Origin of the sequence: Xanthobacter tagetidis (genome assembly GCF_003667445.1) — a bacterium.
GTDB classification, from domain to species: Bacteria; Pseudomonadota; Alphaproteobacteria; order Rhizobiales; family Xanthobacteraceae; genus Xanthobacter; species Xanthobacter tagetidis.
In genome coordinates this window covers 1-25,243 of record NZ_RCTF01000030.1, presented here as the reverse complement: position 1 = coordinate 25,243, position 25,243 = coordinate 1, and the positions used below count along the sequence as shown (strand labels likewise).

General features: G+C 68.1%; 23 protein-coding genes and 1 pseudogene. 17 read left to right on the top strand and 7 right to left on the bottom strand.

Annotated features, from left to right (window positions below; all coding sequences use genetic code 11):
* Window positions 1-146 (top strand): annotated as a pseudogene (locus tag D9R14_RS23455) (4-aminobutyrate--2-oxoglutarate transaminase); the annotation flags it as partial.
* Between the two features lie 159 nt (window positions 147-305).
* Here the strand turns inward: D9R14_RS23455 and D9R14_RS22285 are convergent.
* From D9R14_RS22285 to D9R14_RS22265, 5 genes are all read right to left on the bottom strand, one after another.
* Entirely contained in the window at window positions 306-1,268 is a 963-nt protein-coding gene (locus tag D9R14_RS22285; RefSeq protein ID WP_210210901.1) for a Bug family tripartite tricarboxylate transporter substrate binding protein, read from the bottom strand.
* Between the two features lie 86 nt (window positions 1,269-1,354).
* Complete coding sequence (locus D9R14_RS22280; protein WP_121625798.1) at window positions 1,355-2,464, bottom strand: enolase C-terminal domain-like protein; 1,110 nt, start codon at window positions 2,462-2,464, stop codon at window positions 1,355-1,357.
* A 53-nt stretch (window positions 2,465-2,517) separates the two neighbouring features.
* Window positions 2,518-3,480 (bottom strand): NAD(P)-dependent oxidoreductase, encoded by a 963-nt coding sequence (locus D9R14_RS22275; protein ID WP_121625797.1) that lies wholly within the window; start codon window positions 3,478-3,480, stop codon window positions 2,518-2,520.
* A 393-nt stretch (window positions 3,481-3,873) separates the two neighbouring features.
* Window positions 3,874-4,749: an amidohydrolase family protein gene (locus D9R14_RS22270; protein WP_170168711.1), complete on the bottom strand. Its 876-nt coding sequence runs from the start codon at window positions 4,747-4,749 to the stop codon at window positions 3,874-3,876.
* Entirely contained in the window at window positions 4,746-6,458 is a 1,713-nt protein-coding gene (locus tag D9R14_RS22265) for an IlvD/Edd family dehydratase (RefSeq protein ID WP_121625795.1), read from the bottom strand. Before D9R14_RS22265 ends, D9R14_RS22270 begins: the two co-directional genes overlap by 4 nt.
* Window positions 6,459-6,674: 216 nt before the next feature.
* Between D9R14_RS22265 and D9R14_RS22260 the strand changes: the two genes are divergently transcribed.
* From D9R14_RS22260 to D9R14_RS22220, 9 genes are all read left to right on the top strand, one after another.
* Window positions 6,675-7,970, top strand: coding sequence for an ABC transporter substrate-binding protein (locus D9R14_RS22260; RefSeq protein ID WP_170168710.1), 1,296 nt, complete (start codon window positions 6,675-6,677; stop codon window positions 7,968-7,970).
* 2 nt (window positions 7,971-7,972) lie between these two features.
* Complete coding sequence (locus tag D9R14_RS22255; RefSeq protein WP_121625794.1) at window positions 7,973-8,929, top strand: carbohydrate ABC transporter permease; 957 nt, start codon at window positions 7,973-7,975, stop codon at window positions 8,927-8,929.
* Window position 8,930: 1 nt separating this feature from the next.
* Window positions 8,931-9,821, top strand: coding sequence for a carbohydrate ABC transporter permease (locus D9R14_RS22250; RefSeq protein WP_121625792.1), 891 nt, complete (start codon window positions 8,931-8,933; stop codon window positions 9,819-9,821).
* Window positions 9,822-9,828: 7 nt separating this feature from the next.
* Window positions 9,829-10,974: an ABC transporter ATP-binding protein gene (locus D9R14_RS22245; protein ID WP_121625790.1), complete on the top strand. Its 1,146-nt coding sequence runs from the start codon at window positions 9,829-9,831 to the stop codon at window positions 10,972-10,974.
* On the top strand, window positions 10,974-11,993 hold the full coding sequence (locus tag D9R14_RS22240) for a Gfo/Idh/MocA family protein (protein ID WP_121625788.1): 1,020 nt from the start codon (window positions 10,974-10,976) through the stop codon (window positions 11,991-11,993). Before D9R14_RS22245 ends, D9R14_RS22240 begins: the two co-directional genes overlap by 1 nt.
* Window positions 11,990-12,712, top strand: a complete 723-nt coding sequence (locus D9R14_RS22235; RefSeq protein WP_121625786.1) for a GntR family transcriptional regulator — start codon at window positions 11,990-11,992, stop codon at window positions 12,710-12,712. The genes D9R14_RS22240 and D9R14_RS22235 overlap by 4 nt, the downstream gene beginning before the upstream one ends.
* 38 nt (window positions 12,713-12,750) lie before the next feature.
* Window positions 12,751-13,536, top strand: a complete 786-nt coding sequence (locus tag D9R14_RS22230) for an SDR family oxidoreductase (RefSeq protein ID WP_121625784.1) — start codon at window positions 12,751-12,753, stop codon at window positions 13,534-13,536.
* Window positions 13,537-13,548: 12 nt separating this feature from the next.
* A complete protein-coding gene (locus tag D9R14_RS22225; protein WP_121625782.1) occupies window positions 13,549-14,478 on the top strand; it encodes a dihydrodipicolinate synthase family protein in 930 nt (309 codons plus the stop codon).
* Between the two features lie 257 nt (window positions 14,479-14,735).
* A complete protein-coding gene (locus tag D9R14_RS22220; RefSeq protein ID WP_121625780.1) occupies window positions 14,736-15,716 on the top strand; it encodes a Bug family tripartite tricarboxylate transporter substrate binding protein in 981 nt (326 codons plus the stop codon).
* A 36-nt stretch (window positions 15,717-15,752) separates the two neighbouring features.
* On the opposite strand, the gene D9R14_RS22215 is transcribed toward D9R14_RS22220, so the two are convergent.
* Together D9R14_RS22215 and D9R14_RS22210 are read right to left on the bottom strand one after the other, a co-directional pair.
* Window positions 15,753-16,817 carry a bile acid:sodium symporter family protein gene (locus tag D9R14_RS22215; RefSeq protein ID WP_121625779.1) on the bottom strand — a complete coding sequence of 355 codons (1,065 nt, stop codon included), beginning with the start codon at window positions 16,815-16,817 and terminating at the stop codon, window positions 15,753-15,755.
* A gap of 270 nt (window positions 16,818-17,087) precedes the next feature.
* Window positions 17,088-17,558 (bottom strand): SRPBCC family protein, encoded by a 471-nt coding sequence (locus tag D9R14_RS22210; protein WP_121625778.1) that lies wholly within the window; start codon window positions 17,556-17,558, stop codon window positions 17,088-17,090.
* Window positions 17,559-17,740: 182 nt separating this feature from the next.
* On the opposite strand from D9R14_RS22210, the gene D9R14_RS22205 reads away from it, so the two are divergent.
* From D9R14_RS22205 to D9R14_RS22175, 7 genes are all read left to right on the top strand, one after another.
* Complete coding sequence (locus tag D9R14_RS22205) at window positions 17,741-18,658, top strand: ABC transporter permease subunit (protein ID WP_121625776.1); 918 nt, start codon at window positions 17,741-17,743, stop codon at window positions 18,656-18,658.
* Window positions 18,658-20,193 (top strand): high-affinity branched-chain amino acid ABC transporter permease LivM, encoded by a 1,536-nt coding sequence (gene livM, locus D9R14_RS22200; protein ID WP_121625769.1) that lies wholly within the window; start codon window positions 18,658-18,660, stop codon window positions 20,191-20,193. Before D9R14_RS22205 ends, livM begins: the two co-directional genes overlap by 1 nt.
* Window positions 20,193-21,155 carry an ABC transporter ATP-binding protein gene (locus D9R14_RS22195; RefSeq protein WP_121625767.1) on the top strand — a complete coding sequence of 321 codons (963 nt, stop codon included), beginning with the start codon at window positions 20,193-20,195 and terminating at the stop codon, window positions 21,153-21,155. Before livM ends, D9R14_RS22195 begins: the two co-directional genes overlap by 1 nt.
* Window positions 21,152-21,934, top strand: a complete 783-nt coding sequence (locus D9R14_RS22190; RefSeq protein ID WP_121625757.1) for an ABC transporter ATP-binding protein — start codon at window positions 21,152-21,154, stop codon at window positions 21,932-21,934. Before D9R14_RS22195 ends, D9R14_RS22190 begins: the two co-directional genes overlap by 4 nt.
* The gene (locus D9R14_RS22185; protein WP_121625755.1) at window positions 21,934-22,395 is read left to right on the top strand and encodes a DUF6867 family protein; all 462 of its coding nucleotides are present in this window, start codon (window positions 21,934-21,936) and stop codon (window positions 22,393-22,395) included. Before D9R14_RS22190 ends, D9R14_RS22185 begins: the two co-directional genes overlap by 1 nt.
* A gap of 257 nt (window positions 22,396-22,652) precedes the next feature.
* On the top strand, window positions 22,653-23,753 hold the full coding sequence (locus D9R14_RS22180) for a branched-chain amino acid ABC transporter substrate-binding protein (RefSeq protein WP_121625753.1): 1,101 nt from the start codon (window positions 22,653-22,655) through the stop codon (window positions 23,751-23,753).
* Between the two features lie 222 nt (window positions 23,754-23,975).
* On the top strand, window positions 23,976-25,082 hold the full coding sequence (locus D9R14_RS22175; RefSeq protein WP_121625752.1) for a branched-chain amino acid ABC transporter substrate-binding protein: 1,107 nt from the start codon (window positions 23,976-23,978) through the stop codon (window positions 25,080-25,082).
* Window positions 25,083-25,243 lie beyond the last annotated feature (161 nt).

The following is a 25,243-nucleotide window of genomic DNA, read 5'->3' as shown; positions in this document are numbered from 1 at the left end:
TCGCCAAGGGGCTGATCCTGCTGTCGTGCGGCGTCTACGGCAACGTGATCCGCTTCCTGGCGCCGCTGACGATCCCCGACGCGGTGTTCGGCGAGGCGCTCGACATCATCGAGGCCAGCCTGCGCGAGTGCGCCGCCGAGGCGTGAAGCGGCGGGTGCGCGGCACCTGCCCGCCGCGCGCTGCGCGAACGGCCGCGAGGCCGGCCCCTAACAAGGGCGAGCGCGGCATTTGGCGCCGCGCCCGCCGAGATCGGCCCCGCCCCCACGCCGCCCGCCATCATGGGCCGGCGCGGAACGCGAGCAGGCCTATTCGACCTTGGCGCCCGAAATCTCCACCAGGCGCTGCCAGACCTTCTGCTCCTTCTCGACGAAGGACTTGAACTCGGCCGGCGTGCTGCCCACCGGGTCGGAACCCTGCCCCTCGACGGTCTTGATCATGTCCGGCTCGCGCATGGCCTTCTGGATCGCCTTGCTCAAGGCATCCACGATCGCGGGCGGAGTCTTGGCCGGCGCGAAGATGCCGTTCCAGGTCGGCACGTCGAAGCCGGCGAGCGCCGAGGCCAGCGTCGGCACGCCGGGAAGCTGGGCGCTCTCCTTGGGCGTGGTGAGCGCAAGCGCACGCAGCTTTCCGCCGCGGATATAGCCGATGGCATCCACCAGCGGCGAGAACATCACGTCGATCTGACCACCCATGAGGTCGGTCACGGCGGGGGCCGCACCCTTGTAGGGGACGTGCACCATCTTCACGTCCGCCAGGTTCTCGAACAGCGCGCCGGCCAGATGCTGCGAGGTGCCGCTGCCGCCGGACCCGTAGGTCAGAGGCTGCTTCGCCTCTTTCGCCATCTTCAGGAAGTCCTGGAACGTCTTTGCCGGGCTGTTCGGGTTCACGATCATCACCAGCGGCGTGTAGACCGTCTGCGACACCGGGACGAAGTCCGTCAGCATGTCGTAGTTGAGGTTCTTGAACAGGCTCATGTTGGCGATGGACGTGGACGTGCCCATGAACAGCGTGTAGCCGTCAGGCGCGGATCGGGCCACGTAGGACGCGGCGATATTGCCGCTGGCGCCAGGCTTGTTCTCAACCACGAAAGGCTGGCCGAACTGGCCTTGCAGGTTGGTCGCGACAAGGCGCGCAACCGTATCGGTGCTGCCGCCTGCCGAGAACGGGACGACGATGGTCACGGTGCGGGTCGGGAAGGTCTCGGCCTTAACTGGGCCGGCCATGAGGGACGCGGCCAGGGCGGCCAGAGTAACAAATTGCAATTTCAAGTGTATTCCTCCCAATTGATTTTGCGCGCAACGGCCCGCTCGCCGGGTAAGCGAGCGCGCCGACGCGAACTGACGGGGCTTGGTCCTCAGGTCAGGACGCCCACCTTCTTCCTCTCGATCAGCTCGAAATCGATGTCGGCGCCAAGGCCGGGTTCGGTGGGGGCATAGACGTAGCCATCGGCATCGGGCTCGATGTCCGTGGCGAGGCCGTACTTCTGCGCGCCGTCGGGCAGCAGCACCTCGAACAGCGTGGTGTTCTTGATCGCCATCACCGCATGCAGGTTCGCCACGTTGTTGAGCGAGTTGCCCCCGTGGTGGACCTCGTAGTTCATGTGAAAAGCCTCGGCGAGGTGCGCGGTCTTCATCACGGTCGTCAGGCCGCCCTTCAGCGCCACGTCGCCGCGCAGGAAGTCGGTCGCCTGCGCCATGATCCAGGGCGCGTAGGAATCGAGCGCGGCCGCCGGGAACTCGGTGGCCATGACCGGGATGTTCAGCTTCTGCCGGAGCTTGGTATAATTATAGATGTCCGCGTCAGTCAGCGGGTCTTCATACCAGGCATAGCCCATGTCCTGGATCGCAAGACCGACCCGGACCGCCTCATCATAAGTATAAGCCCAGGCGGAATCCAGCGCGAGCGTGTAATCGTCTCCAACCGCCTTGCGCACCGCGCTGCAGCACCGGATGTCCTCGCGCCACTCCTGAGGCGGATGAAGCTTGTAGGCAGCCCAGTTGATGGACTTATAGTGCAGCGCCTCTTCCGCATACTCCTCCGCGCTGTCGAGAATCTGCGACGAGGCGTAGGCTTTCACGCGATCACGGTAGGACCCGAGCAGGCGGTGAATCGGCAGGTTCGCCACCTTTCCGGCGATATCCCACAGCGCCACATCCATGGCGCCGATGGTGCGGATGGTGGTGTTGCGCACCCTCCGCCAAAGCGCCGCATTGAGCCGCTCGCGGTCAAGCGGGTCCTGCCCCATCACGGCAGGCTTCAGGAACTTCATCAGCATCGGGCCGTCGAGCTCGGCCGAATTGTAGGCAGAACCGAGAAAAGCGTGGCCCTTGACCCCGGCGTCGGTCGAAATGGTCAGCAGGCCGATCTTGCTCGCACCCTTGAAGCGTCCGGTATGGGCGGCGTAGGCGGTCGGCGGAATGTCGTCCCACGCGAACAGGGTGAGGGAGACGTCATCAATCTTCATCGGAAATGCTCCAGAGGCGGAATGGTATGGGCAGGCCCGGCGGGGAACGGCGGTCAGCCGGCCTTGGCCAGGCGATACGCGGGGTTGACGAGGTTGACCGGTTCCTCGCCGCGCAGAACGCGCAGGATCTCCTCGGCGGCACCGAGGCTCATGGCGCGCATGGAGGTCGAGGTGATGCCGCCCACATGGGGGGTCATGAGCAGGCCGTCCAAGTCGAACAGGGGGCTGCCGGCGGGGACCGGCTGAAGGTCGTAGACGTCCAGGGCGGCAACGATTCGGCCTGAAGCGAGGGCCGCGACGAGGGCGTTGGTGTCCACCACGGGGCCGCGCGCCGGATTGATGAGCGCGGCGCCGGGCTTCATCCGCCCGATCATGGCGGCATCGACCAGCCCTCTGGTCTGGTCAGACAGAGGGCAGGCGAGCACGACGGCATCGCTCTCCTGAAACAGTGTTTCCAGCTGAACGATCTCGACGCCGGGAACCGGCGCGCCGGAGCGGGAGGCTCCCAGCACACGCATGCCGAACCCCTGGGCGATCGCGGCGATCCGCTTGCCGATGGTTCCGACACCGACGATGCCGATGGTGGTGGGACCGATCTCGATCGTTGCGTCGGCCTGTCCTCGGGCCGAGCCCCAGCCCGAGGCCCGCAGATCGGCGTCCATCCGGCCAAGCGGCCGCCTCAGGTGAAACAGGGCGGAAAAGACATATTCGGCAACGGCATTGGCGTTGCTGCCGGGCAGGTTGGCGACTGGAATGCCCTTGGCTGTCGCGGCCTCCACGGGGATGAAGTCCAGTCCCACCCCGTGGCGCACCACGCCCCTGATCCGGTTCGTGCCAGCGAAAACGTCGTCGGGCAGCTTGGCGCGCACGATGACCGCGTCGGCGGCCTCTACGTGGCGGCGGATCGTCTCGTCCGAGGTGTCGGCGCCGATCACCAGCCGGACGTGGGGCGCCAGACGAGCCATCGCATCGGAATGAATGGCGTTGGTGGCGTAGACGACCGGCATGTGCGTCATGCGTTCTTCTCCTTGGTTAGAGACGCAGCGTCACGTCTCGACGCGAAGGAACAGCAGCGGACGCCGCAGCGTCCCCCGGATGGGCCTTCGTCGTTCCTCCCAGTTATTTGTTGTAACAAACAACATTGGTCAAAGCCCTGTCAACCGCATTGCGGCCGCCTCCATGAACGGTCTTCGGGCGGAGGGCTGCGTGTGGCGTGGGTCTGAAGCAAGGCGCCGGACCGCGGGCTTCGTCATGGGTCCCGAGGCGGGCACGGGCATCACCTGCGGCGCCTGGAGATGGGGCCGAGGATCATCACAGTTTCGGCGCTGTCGGAAGCGTCGGCGGCACGCAGATCGAACACTTCGCAGCCATCGGTCCGATCGAATAACGCGTTCTCTGCCAATCGCTCTCTAGAACCCGTAGAGCACGGCCGGATTGTCCACGAAGATGCGGCGGCGCGTGGCGGCGTCGGCGTGGTCGAGGCCGAGGAACTGGGCCGGGTCGAGGTCGTCCGGCACGAAGTCGAAGCGCTCGGGGTGGGGCCAGTCGGTGGCCCACAGCAGGCGGTCGGCGCGGCAGGCGACCAGGGCCGAGACGAACGGCAGGAGGCGCCCATAGGCGCCGTCCTCAAGCGGAGCGAGACGGTAGGGGGCGGAGAGCTTGACCCAGAGATTTCCCTCGGCGAGCAGCGCCAGAAGCTCGGCGAACGGGCCTTCCTCGCGCGGCAAAGCGGGCGAGAGGAAGCCCATATGGTCGAGCACCACCGGCACCGGCGCGTCACGTACCACGGGGGCGAGTGCGGGGCCGTCGCCGATCACCGCCTGAAGCTGGATGTGCCAGCCGAAGCGGGCGATCCGGCGGGCGAGAACGGCAAGGTCGTCCAGCGACAGGCCGCCCGGATTGCGGCGATTGACGCGGATGCCGCGCACGCCCCGCGCATGAAGCGCGGCGATCTCGCCGTCCGTGATCGTTGGCGGAACCACCACCACGCCGCGCAGCCGGTCCGGCATGCGGCCGAGCGCGTCCAGCAGCGCCGCGTTGTCGGTGCCGTAGACGCTGGGCTGTACCAGCACCGCACGGGCGATCCCCAGCGCCTCCATCACGGGCAGATAGGCGTCGAGCGCGGCCGGACGGGGCGTGTAGTTGCGCCCCGGCACCAGCGGATAGCGCTCCGGCGGCCCGAAGACGTGGATGTGGGTGTCGCAGGCGCCCGGCGGCAGCAGCGGCTGCGCCGGCGTTCCCGCGATCGGGCGCGGCGGCAGGCAGAGCGGCGGCGCCGCGCTCACGCGTCCTCGCCGGGATGGCGGCGCAGGAAGTCGAAGTCGCAGCCCTCGTCCGCCTGCAGCACGGTCTGCGAGAACAGCCGGGCGTAGCCGCGCTCCGGCAGGACCGGCCCGGGAGCACCGGCAAGGCCGGCGCGGCGGCGCTCCAGCTCCTCCGCCTCCACCAGAAGGTCGATGCGGCGCCCGGCGGTGTCGAGCCGGATGCGGTCGCCGGTGCGAACCAGCGCCAGCGGGCCGCCGACCGCGGATTCGGGCGTGATGTGCAGGACGATGGTGCCGAAGGCGGTGCCGCTCATGCGTGCGTCGGAGATGCGCACCATGTCCTTCACGCCCTGGCGGCCGAGTTTCTTGGGGATCGGCAGGTAGCCGGCCTCCGGCATGCCGGGTGCGCCCTTGGGGCCGGTGTTGCGCAGCACCAGCACGTCGTCGGCGGTCACGTCCAGATCGGGATCGTCGATCCGCGCCGCCATGTCCGTCACCGATTCGAACACCACCGCCCGGCCGGTGTGCTGGAGCAGACGCTCGGTGGCGGCGGCCTGCTTCAGCACCGCGCCGCCGGGGGCGAGATTGCCGCGCAGCACCACCATGGAGCCCTGCGCCTTGATGGGGTCGGTGCGCGGGCGGATGACGTCCTGGCCGGGCACGTCCTCCGCATTGGCGACGCTGTCGCGCAGCGTGCCGCCGGAGACGGTCGGGGCGTCGAGGTCCACGAGGTCGCCGAGCTGGGCCAAAAGCTTCGGCACGCCGCCGGCATGGTGGAAATGCTCCATGTAGTGGGCGCCGGAGGGCTTCAGGTCCACCAGCACCGGCACCTTCCGGCCGATCTCGTCGAGCGTGTCGAGGTCGAGGCCGTGCGGCGTGCGCCCCGCGATGGCGGTGAGGTGCACGATGCCGTTGGTGGAGCCGCCGATCGCCTGCATCACCACCATGGCATTGCGGAAGGCTCGGGGGGTCAGGAGGTCGCTCGGTTTCGGGCCGCCTTCCACAGCGAGGCGGGCCGCGGCCTTGCCGCTTGCCTCGGCGAGGCGCACCCGCTCCGCGTGCGGCGCCGGGATGCTGGCGCTCATGGGCAAAGAGAGGCCGAGCGTCTCGGTGATGCAGGCCATCGTGGACGCCGTGCCCATCACCATGCAGGTGCCGACAGAGGGGGCGAGGCGCCCATTCACGGCGGCGATCTCCTCCTCGTCCATCTCGCCGGCGCGGTGCGCGCTCCACAGGCGGCGACAGTCGGTGCAGGCGCCCAGGACCTCGCCGCGGTGATGGCCGACCACCATGGGGCCGACCGGCACCACCACGGTCGGCAGATCGACGCTCGCCGCGCCCATGATCTGCGCCGGCAGGGTCTTGTCGCAGCCGCCGATCACCACCACCGCGTCCATGGGCTGGGCGCGGATCATCTCTTCCGTGTCCATGGCCATGAGGTTGCGCAGGAACATGGAGGTGGGGTGGGCGAAGCTCTCGTGGATGGAGATGGTGGGGAACACCATCGGCATCGCCCCCGCGAGCATGACGCCGCGCTTGACCGCCTCGATCAGCTGCGGCGCGTTGCCGTGGCAGGGGTTGAAGTCGCTGAAGGTGTTGGTGATGCCGACGATGGGCCGCTCCAGCGCGTCGTCCGAATATCCCATCGCCTTGATGAAGGCCTTCCGCAGAAACAGCGCGAAGCCGTCGTCCCCGTAGCTGGTCAGCCCTTTTCTCAGTCCGCGCGCCATCCTCGTCTTCCCTTGCCGGTCGTTGACGGTCGCCCTGAACGATGCCGCCGACCTTGAGCGGGGACAATTGGCAAGCACTCGATGATTGTCAATAATGAAATGGGTATCGCGCTGCGTAATGGCTTTTTCCGCCCAGTGTCGCGATTGATTATTGACAATCATCGGAGGCGCCCTACTCTCCCACCAAAATCAGAACAGATCAGCAGGGAGGACATGATGAGACGCATTCGCAATGTGGGCCGGGGTTTCGGTCTGGTGGCACTGACGGCGCTCGCCATCGGCGCCGGCATGGCCTCCGCCGAGGCGCAGACCCAGATCACCATGTGGAGCAACTGGCCCGACGAGCCCGCCAAGAAGGACTGGGTATCGGCGCGGGTTCAGGAGTTCGAGGCCGCCAACCCGCAGTGCCAGGTGAAGCTCAGCTTCATCCCCAAGGCCGACATCTACACCCAGGCGAAGTCCGCGGTGCGCACCGGCCAGGCGCCGGACATCTTCTACATGGAGCCGGACCAGCCGGAATTCCTCGCCGGCGGCTTCCTTGAGCCGCTCGACGACTATATCGACGTCAACGCCATCGAGCCGTGGGCCAAGCCTGCCTGGACCGCCAAGGGCAAGCTCCATGCGGTGCCGGTCGAGGCCTACACGCTGGAACTCTACTACAACAAGGACCAGGTGAAGAAGGTGGGGGTGGAGGTTCCGGCCTCGTTCCAGCTCACCCAGGCCCAGTTCGCCGACCTCGTGAAGAAGGGCGTCGCCGCCGGCATCACCCCGGTGTCTCAGGGCGTGGGCGACCGGCCGTTCCCGGGTGGCCAGCTCCTGTTCGAAAGCCTGCTGCGCAAGCTCGGCAAGGACGACTACGGCAAGCTGCTGTCGGGCGAGCTGTCGTTCAAGGACCCGCGCGTGGTCGAGGTGATGACCTGGGTGAAGGGGCTCGTGGATGACGGCGCCTATCCCAAGAGCTTCTCGACGCTGAAGCTCGGCGAGTCCCACTTCTACTTCTACAACACGCCCGGCGCGCTCACCTTCCCGGACCCTTCCTGGTTCACGGGCCGTGCCTTCGCGCCGCCGGAGAAGGGCGGCATGCCCGCGGGCTTTCCGCTCGGCATCATGCAGTTCCCGGCCATGGACAACGGCGCCTGCCCCAACTGCAAGACCCTCGCCGTGTCGGGCAGCTTCGTGATGTACTCGCGCGGCAAGAACAAGGACTGCGCCGGCAAGCTGCTCAAGTCCATGGCGAGCGTGGAGAACGGCACCAAGTGGGTCAGCCAGGTGTCGCTGCAGAGCGGCCTGAAGTCCGACCCGGCCAAGATCGTCAGCCCCCACAAGGCCTATTTCGAGGAGCTGAACGCCCGCAACAAGGACGTGGACTATTTCTTCGGCACGCCGCTGCTGCACTACCGTGCGAAGTGCGCCGAAACCTACGTCCAGGTCATGAACAACGCGTTCCCTGCCGGCCTCATCAGCGTCGCCGACGCGGCCGACAAGATGGACGCCGCCTGCCTCAAGAAGTGACCATGACGGACATCGCCACCGTGAACGCCAAAGACAGGGGGGAAGCGCGAGCTTCCTCCTCCACGGGCCTCGCCGACCCGCGCCGGGCCACGCGGCTGGTGCTGTCCATCTTCCTGGGACCGGGATTGCTGGTCTATGCGGGCCTGACCGCATACCCCGCATTCCGCACCATCTATGACAGCTTCTTCCACATCGAGGGGCTGGAGGCGACGTTCGTCGGCTTCGCCAATTATGTGGAGCTGATGGGCGACGAGACGTTCTGGATCGCGGTGCGCAACACCTTCGTCTGGTCGTTCATCGCGCCCATCCTCGACGTCGCCACCGGCCTTCTGCTGGCGCTCGCGCTCTATGCCGGCGTGCCCTTCGCCCGCTTCCTCAGGGTGGCGTGGTTCACGCCGGTGCTCCTGTCCTATGTCGTGGTCGCGATCCTGTGGATGTGGATCTACAATTACGACTGGGGCGCGGTGAACGTGATCCTGCGCACCGTGGGGCTCGGCGATCTTGCCTCCTCGTGGCTCGGCGACCCCAACCTCGCGCTCGGCTCGCTCATCGTCACCCATGCCTGGAAGTGGGCCGGCTTCAACATGGTGGTGTGCCTCGCCGCCATCCATTCGCTGCCGCGCGAGGTGCTGGAGGCGGCGGAACTCGACAATTGCGGCTGGGGCGCGAAGCTGCGCTTCGTCATCATCCCGATGCTGCGGCCGACGCTGCTGTCGCTCTACATCCTCTCCTTCATCGGCAAGATGAAGATCTTCGACCTGGTCTGGATCATGACCCAGGGCGGACCGCTGTGGGCCACCGAGACCGTGTCCACCTACGTCTACAAGCGCGCCTTCAACTGGAACACGTTCGACCTCGGCTACCCGTCGGCGATCGCGACCGTGTGGTTCCTGGTGGTGTGCGCCTCGGTCCTGATCCTCAACCGCGTGCTCGCGTCCAAGGACCGGCTGGAGTACTGACATGAGCCAATCCGCCGTCCTCGACGCCGGTCTGCGACCCGGCACCGAGCCCCAGGATCCGGCGCGCCGGCCCCTGCCGCGCTTCTTCGGCAAGGGAGTGCTGGCCGTCGTTCTGGGCCTCTACACCATCTACACGCTCGGCCCGTTCCTGTGGCTCGCGACCATGTCGGTGCGCACCACGGCCGAGATCAGCGCCGCGCCCTATGCCTGGCCCACCGTGTTCCGCTGGGAGCAGTACCGCACCGCCTGGGAGTCCGGCTTCGCGGTCTATTTCTGGAATTCCGCCATCGTCGTGGTGGGGGCGGTGGTGGTGGTCACCTTGATCGGCGCGGCGGCGGCCCATGCGCTCGCGCGCTACCGCTTCCGCGGCAACCGGCTGATCTATTCGATCCTGTTCTCGTCGATCATCTTCCCGCCGCAGATCACCCTGATCTCGCTCTACCAGATCCTGGTGGACTACAACCTCTACAACAGCCTGTTCGGGCTCGCTCTGGTCTATATCTCGCTGCAGCTTCCGCTGACCGTCTACCTGCTGGAGGGCTTCTTCGCGCGCATCCCGCAGGATCTGTTCGACGCCGCCAAGATGGACGGGTATGGCGACCTCGAAATCTTCTGGCGCATCGTGCTGCCGGTGGGCATGCCGGCGATCGCCACCACGCTGATCCTGAACTTCATCCAGCTCTGGAACGAGTTCCTGTTCGCGGTGGTGCTCATCACCGACCCGGACAAGCGCACCTTGCCCATCGGCATCCGCGCCTTCATGGGCGACCACTTCCAGGACATCGGCATGATCGCCACCGGCGTGATGGTCTCGGTGATCCCGGTAATCATCGCCTACGTCTTCTTCTCGGAGAAGCTCATCCGCGGCATGACCGCAGGCGCCATCAAGTGAGGCTGATATGGCCGTTGTGAGACTGGACAAGATCGTCAAGCGCTACGGCATGGGCGGGCCGGTGGTGGTGGAGGACGTGGACCTCACCATCGAGGACGGCGAGTTCATGGTGCTGCTCGGTCCCTCGGGCTGCGGCAAGTCCACCACGCTGCGCATGATCGCGGGGCTGGAGACCATCTCCGGCGGCACGCTCTCCATCGACGGGCGGGTGGTGAACGACGTGCCCGCCAAGGACCGGGACATCGCCATGGTGTTCCAGTCCTATGCGCTCTACCCGCACATGAGCGTCGCCGAGAACCTCGCTTTCGGCCTGCGCCGCCGCGCCATCCCCAATGCGGAGATCGACCGGCGGGTGAAGGCGGTGGCCGAGATCCTCGGCCTCGTGCCGCTTCTGGCGCGCCGGCCGGCGGCGCTCTCCGGCGGCCAGCGCCAGCGCGTGGCGCTCGGGCGCGCCATGGTGCGCGAGCCGCAGGTGTTCCTGTTCGACGAGCCGCTCTCGAACCTCGACGCGGCGCTGCGCGTCAACACCCGCTCGGAGATCATCAAGCAGCACAATCGGCTCGGATCCACCATGATCTACGTCACCCACGACCAGGTGGAGGCGATGACCATGGGCACGCGCATCTGCGTCATGAATGCCGGCAAGGTGGCGCAGATCGGCGCGCCGCTGGAGGTCTACTGGCAGCCGGCCAACACCTTCGTCGCCCGCTTCCTCGGCGCCCCGCCCATGAACCTCATGGCGACCACGCTCGACGGCGCCCGCGCTCGCAGCATGGCGGTGGACGCGCCGCTCAGTCGCTGGAGCGAGGCAGCGCTGGTGCCCTATGCCGGCCGCCGTATCACGCTCGGCGTGCGCGCCGAGGACCTGAGCCTCGAACGGCCGGCGGGCGCGGGCATTGGCAAGCTGCGCGGGCGCACGGTGGCGGTGGAGCCGCTGGGCGCCGAGACGCTGGTGCTGGTGGCGCTCGACGGCGAGACCGAGATCACCGCCCGCCTGCCGCGCCAGGTCATGGTGGCGCTCGACCAGGAGTTGGAACTGTTCTTCCGCCCCGAGGCGGCCTACCTGTTCGATGCCGAAAGCGGCCTCGCCATCGCCCCGCGCGAGGATGCCGCGGCCGTCATCGGCGCCGCCGTGCAGCGGAGGGCGCACTGATGGCCGCGCCGCTCCGCGTCGGCCTCATCGGCGCCGGCTGGGTCACCCAGCACCATCTCAAGGGCTGGCGGCAGCTGGGCGATGCCGCGCATGTGGCGGCCATCGCCGATCCTTCGCTTGAGCGGGCGCGTGAGCGGGCGGACGCCTTCGGCATTCCCGCCGTGTTCGACAGCGCCGCGGCGATGCTGGCGGTGGGCGGGCTCGACGCGGTGGACATCGCCGCCCCGCGCGCCGTCCATGCCGACCTGGCGCGCCTCGTGGCGGACCATGGCCTGCCCATCCTGTGCCAGAAGCCGCTGGCGCCGACCCTTGCCGAGGCCGAGCGCCTGGTGGCCGACATCGGCGACCGGGTGCGGCTGATGGTGCACGAGAACTGGCGCTTCCGCCCCTATTACCGGGAGGCGGCGCGCTGGCTGCGCGACGGCCGCATCGGCAAGGTGGAGGCCGCCGCACTCACTCTCGTCACCTCCGGCACGGTGCCGGATGCCGAGGGGCGCTATCCCGCGCTCGACCGCCAGCCTTTCATGGCAAGCGAGAAGCGGATGCTGGTGGCCGAGGTTCTGATCCACCATCTCGACACGCTGCGGATGCTGCTCGGGCCGCTGAAGGTGGAGGCCGCGGCGCTCACCCGCACCTGCCCGGCGCTGCTGGGCGAGGACGGGGCGGTGATCCATCTCTCCACCGCCGAGGGGCGCGGCGTCAGCGTGTTCGCCACCTTCGCGGCGCACGGCGCGCCGGCCCAGGCGCGCGATCAGCTGCTGGTGGTGGGCTCCGACGGCGCCATCCGCCTCGACGGCTCCGACCTCTCGCTCTCGGGGCGGGAGGCGCAGGCCATCGCCTATGATCCGGACGCGGCCTATGCCGGCTCCTATGCGGCGACCATCGCCCATTTCGTCGCCTGCCTGCGCGACGGCGCGCCGTTCGAGACATCACCCGCCGACAATCTCGAGACCTTGCGGCTGGTGGAGGACTGCTATCGTCTGTCCGGGTTCGAGCACCAGAGCCGGAGCGCGGCATGAGCGAGGCTTCCCCTTCCGCCACCTGCCGCGAGGACGGGCAGGCCGAGATCCAGCGCCGGATCGAGGAGGACATCATCTTCGGCCGGCTCGCCCCCGGCTCTCGGCTGGTGGAGGACACGCTGATGGCGCGCTACGGCGCCTCGCGCCACTATGTGCGCCAGGCGCTGGTGCAATTGGAACGCCTCGGCATCGTGCGGCGCGAGAAGAACGTGGGCGCCACCGTGCGCTCCTACTCGCCCGACGAGGTGCGCCAGATCTACGAGGTGCGCGAGATGCTCACCCGCCAGGCGGCGCTGAAGATTCCCCTGCCGGCACCGGCCGACCTGGTCGCACGGCTCAAGGAGATCCAGGCCGACTATGCCCGCCACGCCGAGGCCGGCGACTTGAGGGGCATGCACGAGACCAACGACGCCTTCCACCTCGTGCTGTTCTCGGGCTGCGGCAATCCCTATCTGGTGCAGACGCTGCAGGACTATATGGGCCTCACCCTTCCCATGCGGGCGAAGAACCTCGCCGACCGCGAGGGCCTCCTGATCTCGCTGCGCCAGCACGACATCATGATCGAGCTGCTCCAGGGCACCGACAGCTGGGCGCTGGCGCAGCTGTGCGTCGACCACATGCAGTACAGCAAGGCCGACTATCTCGCACGCGCCGCCTCGGGCGCGCCGGAGGGCCCGATCTGGGGCGCCATCACCCCCGCGCTCGGGATCGCCGACTGAGCGCCCGCGCGGGACCGAAGACCACGAAAGGACCCCCCATGGATCTGGGCTTGAAGGGCAAGACCGCGCTCGTTCTGGGCGCCGGCGGCGGACTGGGCGGCGCCATCGCCGCGACGCTGGCGCGCGAGGGCGCGAAGGTTGCGCTCGGCGATATCGACCAGGCGGCGCTCGCCCGCGTCAAGGAGACCATCATCGCCGAAGGCGGAGTGGCGCATGCGCTGGCGTTCGACCTCTCCGACCTTGCCGGCATCGACGCGCGGGTGGCGGAGATCGAGGCCGCGCTCGGCCCGGTGGACGTGCTGGTGAACAACACCGGCGGTCCGCCGCCGACGCCCGCCTCGGGCCAGGACCCGGCCCTGTGGGCGAAGAGCTTCGAGCAGATGGTGCTGTCGGTGATCGCGCTCACCGACCGCGTGCTGCCCGGCATGCGGGCGAGGAAGTGGGGGCGCATCGTCACCTCCACCTCGTCCGGCGTGGTGGCGCCGATCCCCAACCTCGCCATCTCCAACGCATTGCGCCTGTCGCTGGTGGGCTGGTCGAAGACGCTCGCCCGCGAGGTGGCGCGCGACGGTATCACCGCCAACATCGTGCTGCCCGGCCGCATCGCCACCGACCGCATCCGCTTCCTCGACGCCAAGAAGGCGGAGCGGGAAGGCCGCACGGTGGAGGAGGTCGCGGCGGAGAGCACGGGCTCCATCCCCGTCGGCCGCTACGGAGAGCCGCAGGAATATGCCAATGTGGTGGCCTTCCTCGCGGGCGCTCCTTCGTCCTATGTCACCGGCTCCGTCATCCGCGTGGATGGCGGGCTCATCGCCAGCATCTGATCGGTTCTTGCCATGCTTCTCGACGCCAGCGCCTCCGGCCTGTTCCCCATCGCCCCGACCCCCTTCACGCCCGAAGGCAGGATCGACGAGGGCTCCCTCGACACCCTCATCGCCCGCTATCTCGCGGCCGGCGCCACCGGCGTCACCGTGCTCGGCATCATGGGCGAGGCGCCGAAGCTGGAGCCGGAGGAATCGCTTGCCGTGACGGCGCGCTTCGTCGCCGGCTTCGGCAAGCTCCCGGTGATCGTCGGCGTTTCCGCGCCCGGCTTCGCGGCCATGCGCTGGCTGGCGCGGGCGGCCATGGAGAAGGGCGCGGCGGGCGTGATGATCGCCCCGCCGACGCACATGCGCACCGACGACCAGATCACCGGCTACTACCGCCAGGCCATCGAGGCCATCGGCGGCGACATCCCGTTCGTGATCCAGGACTATCCGCTGACGCTGACGGTGCAGATGACGCCCAAGGTGATCCGCCAGATCGTCCAGGAGAACCCGTCCTGCGTGATGCTGAAGCACGAGGACTGGCCGGGCCTGGAGAAGATTTCGGCGCTGCGCGCGTTCCAGAAGGACGGCTCGATGCGGCCGATCTCCATCCTCACCGGCAATGGCGGCCTGTTCCTCGACTTCGAGATGGAGCGCGGCGCGGACGGGGCGATGACCGGCTACGCCTTCCCCGAAATGCTGGGCGAGGTGGTGCGCCTCCAGAACGCAGGCGAGCGCGACAAGGCGCACGATCTGTTCGACGCCCATCTGCCGCTGCTGCGCTACGAGCAGCAGCAGGGCGTGGGCCTCGCGGTGCGCAAGTATGTGATGATGAAGCGCGGCTTCATCGCTTCCGACGCCCAGCGCAAGCCCGGCTCCGCGCTCACCGCGGCGGCCCGTGCCGAGGTGGACTACCTGCTGGCGCGCCTCGCCCGGCACGATCCGCGCGCCGCGGTCTGAACGCCGCGCGGACATGGGGGGAGGGCGGCCGGCTCGCCGCCTTCCCGTTGCGCCGGGAGGGGGCGGCTCGGGCATCCTCCAGGTTGCAGGACGGGGCCTGTCCCGGTCTTCCGCTGCGTTGAACCCAGCCAATATTTGTGGATTATGGCGGCCCTCGCACGGGACGCGGCCTGAGGCCGTGCCCGTTCCGGCGCTCCGCCACGGCGGCGGCGCGCTTTGCCGAAGAACAAGAACTCACGAAACCCTTGGAGGGGTTCATGCGCCAGTCCATCCGCGGCCTTGTCGCCGCGCTCGCCGCTTTCGCCGCCGTCGCGGGCGTCCAGCCCGCCAGCGCCCAGGCCTATCCCGACCGTGCCATCAAGCTCATCATGCCGTTCGGCGCCGGCAGCGCGAGCGATTCCATCGCCCGCATCGTGGCGGACGGACTCTCGGCGCGGCTCGGCCAGCGGGTGGTCGTCGAGAACCGGCCGGGCGCGGGCGGCAATACCGGCACCGCGGCGGCGGCCAAGGCCGCGCCGGACGGCTACACGCTGGTGTTCGCGGCCCCCGGGCCGTTCGTCGTCAACCGCACCCTGGGCGGGCTGCCCTACGACCCGGAGAAGGATTTCGAGCCCATCTCCACGGTGGCGAAGCTCGTCAACGTGCTGGTGGTGAACCCGGACAAGATTCCGGTGAAGACCGTGGCCGAGTTCATCGCCTTCGTGAAGAGCAAGCCCGGCCAGATCAACTATTCCTCGGTCGGCCTCGGCTCGTCGCAGCATCTGGCGGCGGCCTATTTCGACATCGTCGCCGGCACGCAGATGTCGCACGTGCCCTATCCCTCGGGCAGCCAGCTCGCCATCGACCTTGTGTCGGGCGAGGTGCCGGTGAGCTTCCAGCTCATCCCCAACGTCTCGTCCCAGCTCGCCGCCGGCCAGATCCGCGCGCTCGCCGTCACCACCAAGGCGCGCAGCAAGGCGCTGCCGAACGTGCCGACCATGGCCGAGCAGGGGGTGCAGGACTACGAATCCTACGCCTGGTTCGGCATCGCCGCGCCCAAGGGCACGCCGCAGGCGGTGATCGACAGGCTGAACAAGGAGATCGTCGCCACGGTCGCCGATCCGGCGGTGCAGAAGCGCCTGATCGAGATCGGCGTCGAGCCGGACAGCTCGACCCCCGCCGAGTTCAAGGCGTTCCTCGCCGAGGAATCCACCAAGTGGGCCGGCATCATCGCCAAGGCCGGCATTAAGCTGAACTGAAAGCCGAACCGACCAGCAACAAGCCAGCGCGCCGCTTCAGGCGCGCCGGCGCACCTTCGGCGGCGGCGCGGGCGCCTCCTCCGGCAGGAGCGAGGGCTCGCTCGCCTCCGCCGCCTCGATCGCCTCCAGCGCATCCGCCCGCACGCCGTAGCGGCCGGCGATGAAGCCGACGATCACAAGCTGCAGGAAGTGGTACAGCATGATCGGCATGATGATGAGCGAAAGCTGAGGGTTCGCCCCGAACATCACGGTCGCCATGGGAAGGCCGGTGGCGAGCGACTTTTTCGAGGCGCAGAACACCACCGCCACCGTGTCGGCTTCCGGGAAGCGCGCGATCCGGCAGATGCCCTGGACGACGAAGAAGACCACGGCGAACAGCCAGACCGCCCCCGCCGCCATCTCGACGACGAGCGACGGGCTCTGCCCGCTCCACACCCCGCCCGCGATGCTGTCGCAGAAGGCGTTGTAGACGATGGCAAGGATCACGCCACGGTCGGCCACCTTCACCACCGCCTTGTGGCGGGCGATGAGCTTCGCGATCAGCGGCCGCACCAACTGGCCGAAGCCGAGCGGCAGCATGACCACCGTGATGAGCTTCACGATCACGTCGCCGAGCGCCATGTGGCCGCCGGTGGCGTGGAGATAGGACGCCATCAGCAGCGGCGTGAGGAACACCCCGATCAGGCTCGATATGGACGCGTTGAAGATCGCCACCGGAACATTGCCGCGCGCCAGCGAGGTCATCGCCACCGACGAGGAGACCGTGGAGGGCAAGGCGGCGAGGAAGAAGAAGCCCACTGCCACCTCGGGCGGTAACACCTTGCCGATGAGCGGCATGGCGACCACCACCACGAGCGGGAACAGGACGAAGGTGGCGAGCTGCACCACGAGATGCAGCTTCCAGCGCGCCGCGCTCTCCACCAGCCGGCTGGTTTCCAGCGACGCGCCGTAGAGAAAGAAGATGATGGCGATGCCGTAGGTGGCGGCCCGGTCGGCCCGCAGCGGCCCGCCGGTGACGCCGAGTTGGGGCCAGGCCAAGGCGAGGAGAACCGTGCCGACCAGCGCCGGCAGGAAGGGGTCGAGCTTCAGTCGTGACAACATGAGCCGCAGGGTTTGGCATGAGACACACGCCCCTTCGGTCCGCTCCCGCCCCGGCACCGAACCGCTCCTGAGGAACGGCACGGCGCATCATTGACCCGGCGACGGCGAGTTCCTCGATGTCGGCAGGCGGCCCGCCGGTCTTGCGCGGCGGTGAGGCGCCAAGGTGACGGTACGGGGCGCCGGGGTCAAGGGGCGCCGAGCTGTCGTGCCCCCACGCAGGCCCTTGTCGCGCAAGGGTTGCAGAGCGCCAGGAACGCCCAGGCGCGGCCGTCAGCCGGCGGCGTCGCCGGTCGGCGCCGGATCGCCCAGCGCGGCGAGGTTGCGGAAGAAGTCGTCGGCGAGCTTCTTCGCGGTGCCCGCCACGAGGCGCTGCCCGAGCTGGGCCAGCTTGCCGCCGATCTGCGCCTCGGCCGTGTAGTCGAGCCGGGTGCCGCTCTCAATCTCGGCAAGGCACACCACGGCGCCGCCCTTGGCGAAGCCGGCGACGCCGCCCTCGCCCTCGCCGCCGATGCGGTAGCCGTTCGGCGGATCAAGCTCGGACAGCACCACCGTGCCGCGGAACTTCGCCTTCACCGGGCCGATCTTCGCCACCACCAGCGCCTTCAGCTCGGTGGGCGAAACCTGCTCCAGCTCCTCGCAGCCGGGAATGCAGGCCTTGAGCACGGCCGGGTCGTTGAGCGCGGCCCATACCTTTTCGCGCGGCAGGGCGATGTCGTAGCTGCCGGACATTTCTAGCGCCATGATCTTCCTTCCGTTCCGCTGCCGCCTCGGGTGTCCCGATCCACCTATATAGGGGACACGCGCCGGCGCCGGGGCGAATTGTGCGTGGCGTCGCGGCAGGTTATGACTTTAGGAAAGCCTAGCCCAATCACCGGGCATGATGAAATCATAGGCGCACCAGAACCAGAGGGGTTAAGCGGCGGATGGAAGTCTTCGTCCAGCAGCTCATCAATGGATTGACCCTCGGGTCGATCTACGGCCTGATCGCCATCGGTTACACCATGGTGTTCGGCATCATCGGCATGGTGAACTTCTCCCACGGCGACGTGTTCATGGTGAGCGCCTTCACCGGCCTCATCTGTATCCTCATGCTGACGACCGTGCTCGGCATGAGTTCGATTTTCCTCATCCTCGTCATCACGCTGGTGGTGGCCATGATCTTCACCGGCCTCGTCAGCTGGACCATCGAGCGCGTGGCCTATCGGCCGCTGCGCGGCTCGTTCCGGCTCGCGCCGATGATCTCGGCCATCGGCATGTCCATCTTCCTGTCGAACTTCGTCCAGGTGACGCAGGGCCCGCGCAACAAGCCGATCCCGCCCATGGTCACGGACGTGTTCGTGATCATGGAGCGCGACGGCTACCAGGTGACGCTGGCCTACAAGCAGGTGATCATCATGGCCGTCACCGCAGGCCTTCTCCTCGTGTTCTGGTGGCTGGTGCAGAAGACGCCGCTCGGCCGCGCCCAGCGCGCCTGCGAGCAGGACCGCAAGATGGCCGCACTGCTGGGCGTTAACGTGGATCGCACCATCTCGCTCACCTTCGTCATCGGCGCCGCGCTCGCCGCCGTCGCGGGCGTGATGTTCCTCATGTATTACGGCGTCGTGAACTTCGCCGACGGCTTCGTGCCGGGCGTGAAGGCGTTCACCGCCGCGGTGCTGGGCGGCATCGGCTCGCTGCCGGGGGCGGTGCTCGGCGGGCTCCTGATCGGCCTCATAGAGACCTTCTGGTCGGCCTATTTCTCGATCGAATACAAGGATGTGGCGGCGTTCTCCATCCTCGTCGTGGTGCTCATCTTCATGCCCCAGGGCCTGCTCGGCCGGCCGGAAGTGGAGAAGGTGTGATGGCGTCCGCCGATCCGGTCGACGCCACCAATCCCGATGCGGTGAAGCGCACCGACCTCGCCCAGGTGCCGCCGGCGCGCCGGCCGGCGCGGCGCGAAAAGTCCGTGGTGGAGCGCGCCGTCTCCGAGGCGCTGGCGAGCGGGCTTCTCACCTTCTTCGTGCTGCTGCCGCTGGTGGGCTTCCACGCCACCGAATCGGGCACGGGCTCCCTCGTGCTCGACTACCGCTTCGGCCTCGTCGCGGTGTTCGCGCTGATGGTGACGGCGGGGCGCCTGGTCCTCAACCTCACGGTCTGGCGCGGCGACGGCCCGCGCCGGTCCGCCGCCCGGGTGCCGCCCAAGAGCGTCGCCGAGGCGGAAGCGGTGGCGAGCCCCTGGCCGCGCCTCGGCGCCGTGGCCTCGGCGCTGGTGAAGCCGGTCTTCTTCGGCCTCGCCATCGCCTATCCGCTGATCGCGGTGACGCTGGTGGGCGGGCTCGGTCCGAGCCGCTACTGGATCGATATCGGCATCTATATCCTCACTTATGTGATGCTGGGCTGGGGGCTGAACATCGTGGTGGGCCTCGCGGGCCTGCTCGACCTCGGCTACGTCGCCTTCTACGCGGTGGGGGCCTATACCTTCGCGCTGCTCTCCACTTCGGTGCCCATCAACGACTTCCTGGCCGGGCATCTGGGCGAGGGCTTCTGGACCGCATGGTCGTTCTGGGTCTGCCTGCCGGTCTCCGGCATCCTCGCCGCCTTCTGGGGCGTAATCCTCGGCTTCCCCGTGCTGCGGCTGCGCGGGGACTATCTCGCCATCGTCACGCTGGCCTTCGGCGAGATCATCCGCCTCGTCCTCATCAACTGGGTGTCGCTGACCAATGGCGGGGCGGGCATCGCCTCGATCCCGGCCATCTCCTTCTTCGGCATTCCCTTCTCGTCCGGGGAGGGCGGCTTTGCCCACATGTTCGGCCTCCCCTTCGATTCCATGCACCGGATGATCTTCCTCTACTTCGTCATCCTGGGGCTTGCCGCGCTCACCGCCCTCGTCACCGTGCGGCTCAGGAAGATGCCCGTTGGCCGCGCCTGGGAGGCGCTGCGCGAGGACGAGATCGCCTGCCGCTCGCTCGGCATCAACACCACGCTTACCAAGCTCACCGCCTTCGCCATCGGCGCCATGTTCGGCGGCTTCGCCGGCGCGTTCTTCGCCGTGCGAATCCGGTTCGTCTCGCCCGAGAGCTTCACCTTCATGGAATCGGCGGTGATCCTCGCCATCGTCGTGCTGGGCGGCATGGGTTCGCAGATGGGCGTGGCGGCCGCCGCGATCCTGCTGATCGGCGGCATGGAGATGCTGCGCAATCTCTCCTTCCTCAAGAACGAGTGGCTGTTCGGACCCAATTTCGACCCCACGCTCTACCGCATGCTGATCTTCGGCTTCGCCATGGTGGCGGTGATGGTGTGGCGTCCGCGCGGGCTGGTGGCGAACCGCATGCCCACCATCTTCCTGAAGCAGCGCAAGTCGGTCTCCGGCAGCCTCGTGAAGGAGGGCCACGGCTGATGTGCGCCGCGCCTTCGGCTCCCCCCGCGCGCTCCTGGGATGCCGATCCCATCCTCGTGGTGGACCATCTGTCCATGCGCTTCGGCGGCCTGATCGCCGTCAACGACGTGTCGTTCCGCGCGGGGCGGGGCGACGTCACCGCGGTCATCGGCCCCAACGGCGCCGGCAAGACCACGGTGTTCAACTGCATTACCGGCTTCTACAAGCCCACCGCCGGCCGCCTCGCCTTGAACCATGGCGGCCCGGCGACGGCGGTCGAACTCGACGCCGTGACCGCGGCGGGCGAATCCTGGACCCGCACCGGCAAGGGCGCGGTCTATCTCCTGGAGCGGCTGCCGGACCACAGGGTCGCCTCCTGGGCGAAGGTGGCGCGCACGTTCCAGAACATCCGCCTGTTCTCGGGCATGACGGTGCTGGAAAACCTTCTGGTGGCGCAGCACATGTCGCTTTCGGAGACCGGGCTTTTGAGCCCGGCGGCGCTGCTCGGGCTGCCGTCGTGGCAGCGCAAGCAGAAGGGGGCGGTGGATCGCGCCGTCTACTGGCTGGAGAAGACCCACCTGATCCAGCGTGCCGACGACCCGGCGGGCGACCTCTCCTATGGCGACCAGCGGCGCCTGGAGATCGCCCGGGCCATGTGCACCGGGCCGGTGCTGCTGTGCCTCGACGAGCCCGCCGCCGGCCTCAATCCGCGCGAATCGGCGGCGCTCAACGAACTGCTGCTCTCGATCCGCGCCGAGCACGCCACCTCGGTGCTGCTGATCGAGCACGACATGAGCGTGGTGATGGAGATTTCCGACCACGTGGTGGTGCTGGAATATGGCGGCAAGATCGCCGACGGCACGCCCGACGAGGTGCGCCACGACCCGCGCGTCATCGCCTCCTATCTGGGCGTCGAGGACGAGGAGGAGGCGGTCGCCGAGGCGGCGGCAACCAAGGCGCTGAGCGCGGAGGCGAACCCATGATCGCGACCACCGGCGCGACCTCGCCCGCAACCCCGGCCGCGCCCGCCGCCGCGCCGGTCCGTCCGCCGCTGCTCAAGGTGGAGGGCGTCACCGCCTTCTACGGCAACATCATCGCCCTCAAGGGCGTGGACATCGAGGTCAACGAGGGCGAGATCGTCACGCTGATCGGCGCCAACGGCGCCGGCAAGTCAACGCTGATGATGACCATCTGCGGCGCGCCGAGGGCGCGCGACGGGCGCGTGATCTATGACGGGCAGGACATCACCCGCCTGCCCACCCACGAGATCATGCGCATGCGCATCGCCCAGTCGCCGGAGGGGCGGCGCATCTTCCCGCGCATGAGCGTCTACGAGAACCTGCAGATGGGCGCGGCGCTGGACGGCGGCGCCCATTTCCAGGAAGATCTCGCCGCCATGTTCGAGCTGTTCCCGCGGCTGAAGGAGCGCGTCTCCCAGCGCGGCGGGACGCTGTCGGGCGGCGAGCAGCAGATGCTCTCCATCGCCCGCGCGCTCATGGGCCGCCCGCGGCTGCTGCTGCTGGACGAGCCCTCGCTCGGCCTCGCGCCGCTGGTGGCGCGGCAGATCTTCGACGTGATCCGCGCCCTTAATGCCGAGCGCGGCCTCACCGTGTTCCTGGTGGAGCAGAACGCCTTCCATGCGCTCAAGCTCGCCCATCGCGGCTATGTGATGGTGAACGGCCTCGTCACCATGTCCGGCACCGGCGCCGATCTGCTTGCGCGGCCCGAGGTGCGCGCGGCCTATCTGGAAGGGGGGCGCTGATGGAGCGCGTGCGCAATCCCGGCCGCGCCACCTCGCCCATGCTGGTGACGCCGATCGCGACGCTCGCCGCGCTCGCCGTCGCGCTGGTGGTCTGGCCCCATCTCCTGGTGGAGACCTCCTTCGGGGACTTCATCCTCGTCAGCCTGATCCTCGGCGGCGCCACGGCCTGGCGCACCGGGCAGGCGGTGGCGCGGAGCTGGGGCTCGTTCTGGAACCTCGTCGCCTATGTGGTGCTGCTCGCCGGCGCGGTGCGCTTCTGCCACTTCGCTCTGTTCGAGGACACGCTGTTCTCGCTTCAGCACTTCGTGATGGAATTCCTGCTGCTGATGGCGGTGGCCGCACTGGGCTTCCGCTTCGTTCGGCGCCAGCAGATGACGGCGCAATACGGCTGGATGTTCGAAGCCCACGGGCCGTTTGCCTGGCGTGAACGCTCCGGCGATGCGCCGGGCGATGCCCTCTGATTAGCCTAGGGTGGCGGCCATCGACAGACCCCGGAATTTGCGCACAATGCCTTCGCGCTCCGGCCTCGCCGCGGCGCGCGGGACCCGGCGGGTGAGGGTATCCCGATGCCTTTTGGCCGGGTCGCGACGTGGCGGCCGGCCTCACCGGCGCGGCGCCCGTCGCCGCTGCAAGCCCGAAGCGTTCTCCTATTGCGCGTGCTACTGTTTCCCGGGACCGGACCTGAGCGCCGGAAACCGACAGAAGGGGAGAGGTTGAGATGAAGAAGCTCTTGTTGGCATCGCTGGCCCTCGGCGCCGGCCTTGCCTTTGCCGCCCAGGCTCAGGCGCAGGTCAAGATCGCCGTCGCCGGCCCCATCACCGGCGAACTCGCCGCGGTCGGCGCGCAGCTGAAGAACGGCACCGAGGCCGCCATCGCCGACATCAACGCCTCCGGCGGCATCCTCGGCCAGAAGGTGGAATTCCTGGTGGGCGACGACGGCGGCAAGCCCGAGCAGGGCAAGGCGGCCGCCAACAAGCTCATCACCGACGGCGCCAAGTTCGTGGTCGGCCACTACAATTCCGGCGTCTCGATCCCCACGTCCCAGGACTATGAGGAAGCCGGCGTCCTCCAGATCAGCCCCGCCTCCACCAACCCGACCTTCACCGAGCGCAAGATGTGGAACACGTTCCGCACCTGCGGCCGTGACGACCAGCAGGGCGCGGTGGCTTCCGCCTACATCCTGAAGAACTTCAAGGGCAAGAAGGTCGCCATCGTCCACGACAAGACGCCCTACGGAAAGGGCCTCGCGGACGAGACCCAGAAGGGCCTCAACAAGGGCGGCATGAAGGAAGTGATGTACGAGGGCGTCAATCCGAAGGAGAAGGATTATTCGGCCCTCGTCTCCAAGATCAAGTCGACCGGCGCCGACCTGGTCTATTTCGGCGGCCTGTATCCGGAAGCTGGCCTGATCGTGCGCCAGATGCGCGACCAGGGCATGAAGACCGTCCTCATGGGCGGCGACGGCATGATCGACAAGGAGTTCTGGGCCATCGCCGGCGAGGGCGCCACCGGCACCCTGACCACCTTCGGTCCCGACCCGCGCAAGAACCCGGCGGCGGCGAAGATCGTCGAGCAGTTCAAGAAGAAGGGCGTCGATCCGGAAGGCTACGTGCTCTATTCCTATGCCGCGGTGCAGGTCATCAAGCAGGCGGCCGAGGCGGCCAAGTCCCTCGACCCGAAGAAGGTGGCCGAGAAGATCCATTCCGGCATGAAGTTCGAGACCGTGCTCGGCCCGCTCTCCTTCGACAAGAAGGGCGACATCACCAAGCTCGACTACGTGGTCTATGTCTGGAAGAACGGCGGCTACGAGCAGATGTGATCCGGTCCGTCCCCGGCCCTGACGGCTGAGGACCACCTGAGGACGACGGAAGGGCCCGCGGCATGCCGCGGGCCTTTTCGCGTTCCGGACCCGCGCATCGTCGCCGTTCGTCCGGGCACGCGACTTGCTCTGCGGGGGGCTCGCCCGCCGGTGCCGGCGTCGGCTATATCGTTAGGGCAAGATGCGCGCCGGGCAATCGGCGGCCTATTCGAGGGGTATCAGATGACGAAGCTCAAGCTTGCCTTGCTCGCCATCGGCGCGGGGCTGTGCGTCGGCGCGGTCACGCCGGCGCTCGCCCAGGTGAAGCTCGCCGCCGCCGGCCCGTTCACCGGCAGCATCGCCGCGTTCGGCGCGCAGATGCGCAGCGGCGTGGAGGCCGCGGTCGCCGACATCAACGCGCAGGGCGGCATCCTCGGCCAGAAGATCGAACTCCTGTCCGCCGACGACGGCGGCAAGCCCGAGCAGGGCGTCGCGGCCGCCAACAAGCTCATCACCGACGGGGCGAATTTCGTGGTCGGCCACATCAATTCCGGCATCTCGATCGCCGCATCGCAGGACTACCAGGACGCCGGGGTGCTGCAGATCTCGCCCGCCTCCACCAACCCGGTCTTCACCGAGCGCAAGATGTGGAACACCTTCCGCACCTGCGGCCGCGACGACCAGCAGGGGTCCGTCGCCGGCGCCTACATCGCGGCCAACTACAAGGACAAGAAGGTCGCCATCGTCCAGGACAAGTCGCCCTACGGGAAGGGCCTCGCCGACCAGACCCAGATGGCCATGCACAAGGACGGCCTCAAGGAGGTGCTCTACGAGGGCATCAATCCCGGTGAGAAGGACTATTCCGCCCTTGTGTCGAAGATGAAGGCAGCGGGCGTCGACCTGGTCTATTTCGGCGGCCTTCACCCGGAGGCGGGGCTTATCGTGCGCCAGATGCGCGACCAGGGCATGAAGACGGTCCTCATGGGCGGGGATTCCCTGACCGACCGTGAGTTCTGGGGCATCGCCGGCCCCGGCGCGGAGGGCACGCTGATGACCTTCGGCCCCGACCCGCGCCAGAACCCGGCGGCGGCGAAGATCGTCGAGCAGTTTGCCAAGAAGGGCATCGATGCCGAGGGCTACGTGCTCTATTCCTACGCCGCCGTTCAGGTCCTCAAGCAGGCGGCCGAGGCGGCCAAGTCCGTCGACCCCCAGAAGGTGGCGCAGGCGATGCACTCCGGGCAGGTGTTCGACACCGTGCTCGGCCCGCTCTCGTTCGACAAGAAGGGCGACATCACCAAGCTCGACTACATCGTCTATGTCTGGAAGGACGGCGCCTACAAGCCGTTGTGAGGCTCTGCCATGATCCCCTGGCGCCTCCGCTTCACGCCGTCGCCCTCCGGCTTGTCTGTTTGAGATGTGTTGGAATGAGAGCGCCTGCGGAGCGCCCCTAACGCTCCGCAGGCGCGGGCGGGAGGCCGTTTACTCCGGCAGGCCGGGGGTCCGGCGAGGAC

Bases quoted from the DNA above. Each gene is read 5' to 3' on its own strand.
- D9R14_RS22280 (WP_121625798.1), bottom strand. From the start codon at position 2,464: ATGAAGATTGATGACGTCTCCCTCACCCTGTTCGCGTGGGACGACATT.
- D9R14_RS22275 (WP_121625797.1), bottom strand. From the start codon at position 3,480: ATGACGCACATGCCGGTCGTCTACGCCACCAACGCCATTCATTCCGAT.
- D9R14_RS22265 (WP_121625795.1), bottom strand. From the start codon at position 6,458: ATGGCGCGCGGACTGAGAAAAGGGCTGACCAGCTACGGGGACGACGGC.
- D9R14_RS22260 (WP_170168710.1), top strand. From the start codon at position 6,675: ATGAGACGCATTCGCAATGTGGGCCGGGGTTTCGGTCTGGTGGCACTG.
- D9R14_RS22255 (WP_121625794.1), top strand. From the start codon at position 7,973: ATGACGGACATCGCCACCGTGAACGCCAAAGACAGGGGGGAAGCGCGA.
- D9R14_RS22250 (WP_121625792.1), top strand. From the start codon at position 8,931: ATGAGCCAATCCGCCGTCCTCGACGCCGGTCTGCGACCCGGCACCGAG.
- D9R14_RS22245 (WP_121625790.1), top strand. From the start codon at position 9,829: ATGGCCGTTGTGAGACTGGACAAGATCGTCAAGCGCTACGGCATGGGC.
- D9R14_RS22240 (WP_121625788.1), top strand. From the start codon at position 10,974: ATGGCCGCGCCGCTCCGCGTCGGCCTCATCGGCGCCGGCTGGGTCACC.
- D9R14_RS22235 (WP_121625786.1), top strand. From the start codon at position 11,990: ATGAGCGAGGCTTCCCCTTCCGCCACCTGCCGCGAGGACGGGCAGGCC.
- D9R14_RS22230 (WP_121625784.1), top strand. From the start codon at position 12,751: ATGGATCTGGGCTTGAAGGGCAAGACCGCGCTCGTTCTGGGCGCCGGC.
- D9R14_RS22225 (WP_121625782.1), top strand. From the start codon at position 13,549: ATGCTTCTCGACGCCAGCGCCTCCGGCCTGTTCCCCATCGCCCCGACC.
- D9R14_RS22220 (WP_121625780.1), top strand. From the start codon at position 14,736: ATGCGCCAGTCCATCCGCGGCCTTGTCGCCGCGCTCGCCGCTTTCGCC.
- D9R14_RS22215 (WP_121625779.1), bottom strand. From the start codon at position 16,817: ATGTTGTCACGACTGAAGCTCGACCCCTTCCTGCCGGCGCTGGTCGGC.
- D9R14_RS22210 (WP_121625778.1), bottom strand. From the start codon at position 17,558: ATGGCGCTAGAAATGTCCGGCAGCTACGACATCGCCCTGCCGCGCGAA.
- D9R14_RS22205 (WP_121625776.1), top strand. From the start codon at position 17,741: ATGGAAGTCTTCGTCCAGCAGCTCATCAATGGATTGACCCTCGGGTCG.
- livM (WP_121625769.1), top strand. From the start codon at position 18,658: ATGGCGTCCGCCGATCCGGTCGACGCCACCAATCCCGATGCGGTGAAG.
- D9R14_RS22195 (WP_121625767.1), top strand. From the start codon at position 20,193: ATGTGCGCCGCGCCTTCGGCTCCCCCCGCGCGCTCCTGGGATGCCGAT.
- D9R14_RS22190 (WP_121625757.1), top strand. From the start codon at position 21,152: ATGATCGCGACCACCGGCGCGACCTCGCCCGCAACCCCGGCCGCGCCC.
- D9R14_RS22185 (WP_121625755.1), top strand. From the start codon at position 21,934: ATGGAGCGCGTGCGCAATCCCGGCCGCGCCACCTCGCCCATGCTGGTG.
- D9R14_RS22180 (WP_121625753.1), top strand. From the start codon at position 22,653: ATGAAGAAGCTCTTGTTGGCATCGCTGGCCCTCGGCGCCGGCCTTGCC.
- D9R14_RS22175 (WP_121625752.1), top strand. From the start codon at position 23,976: ATGACGAAGCTCAAGCTTGCCTTGCTCGCCATCGGCGCGGGGCTGTGC.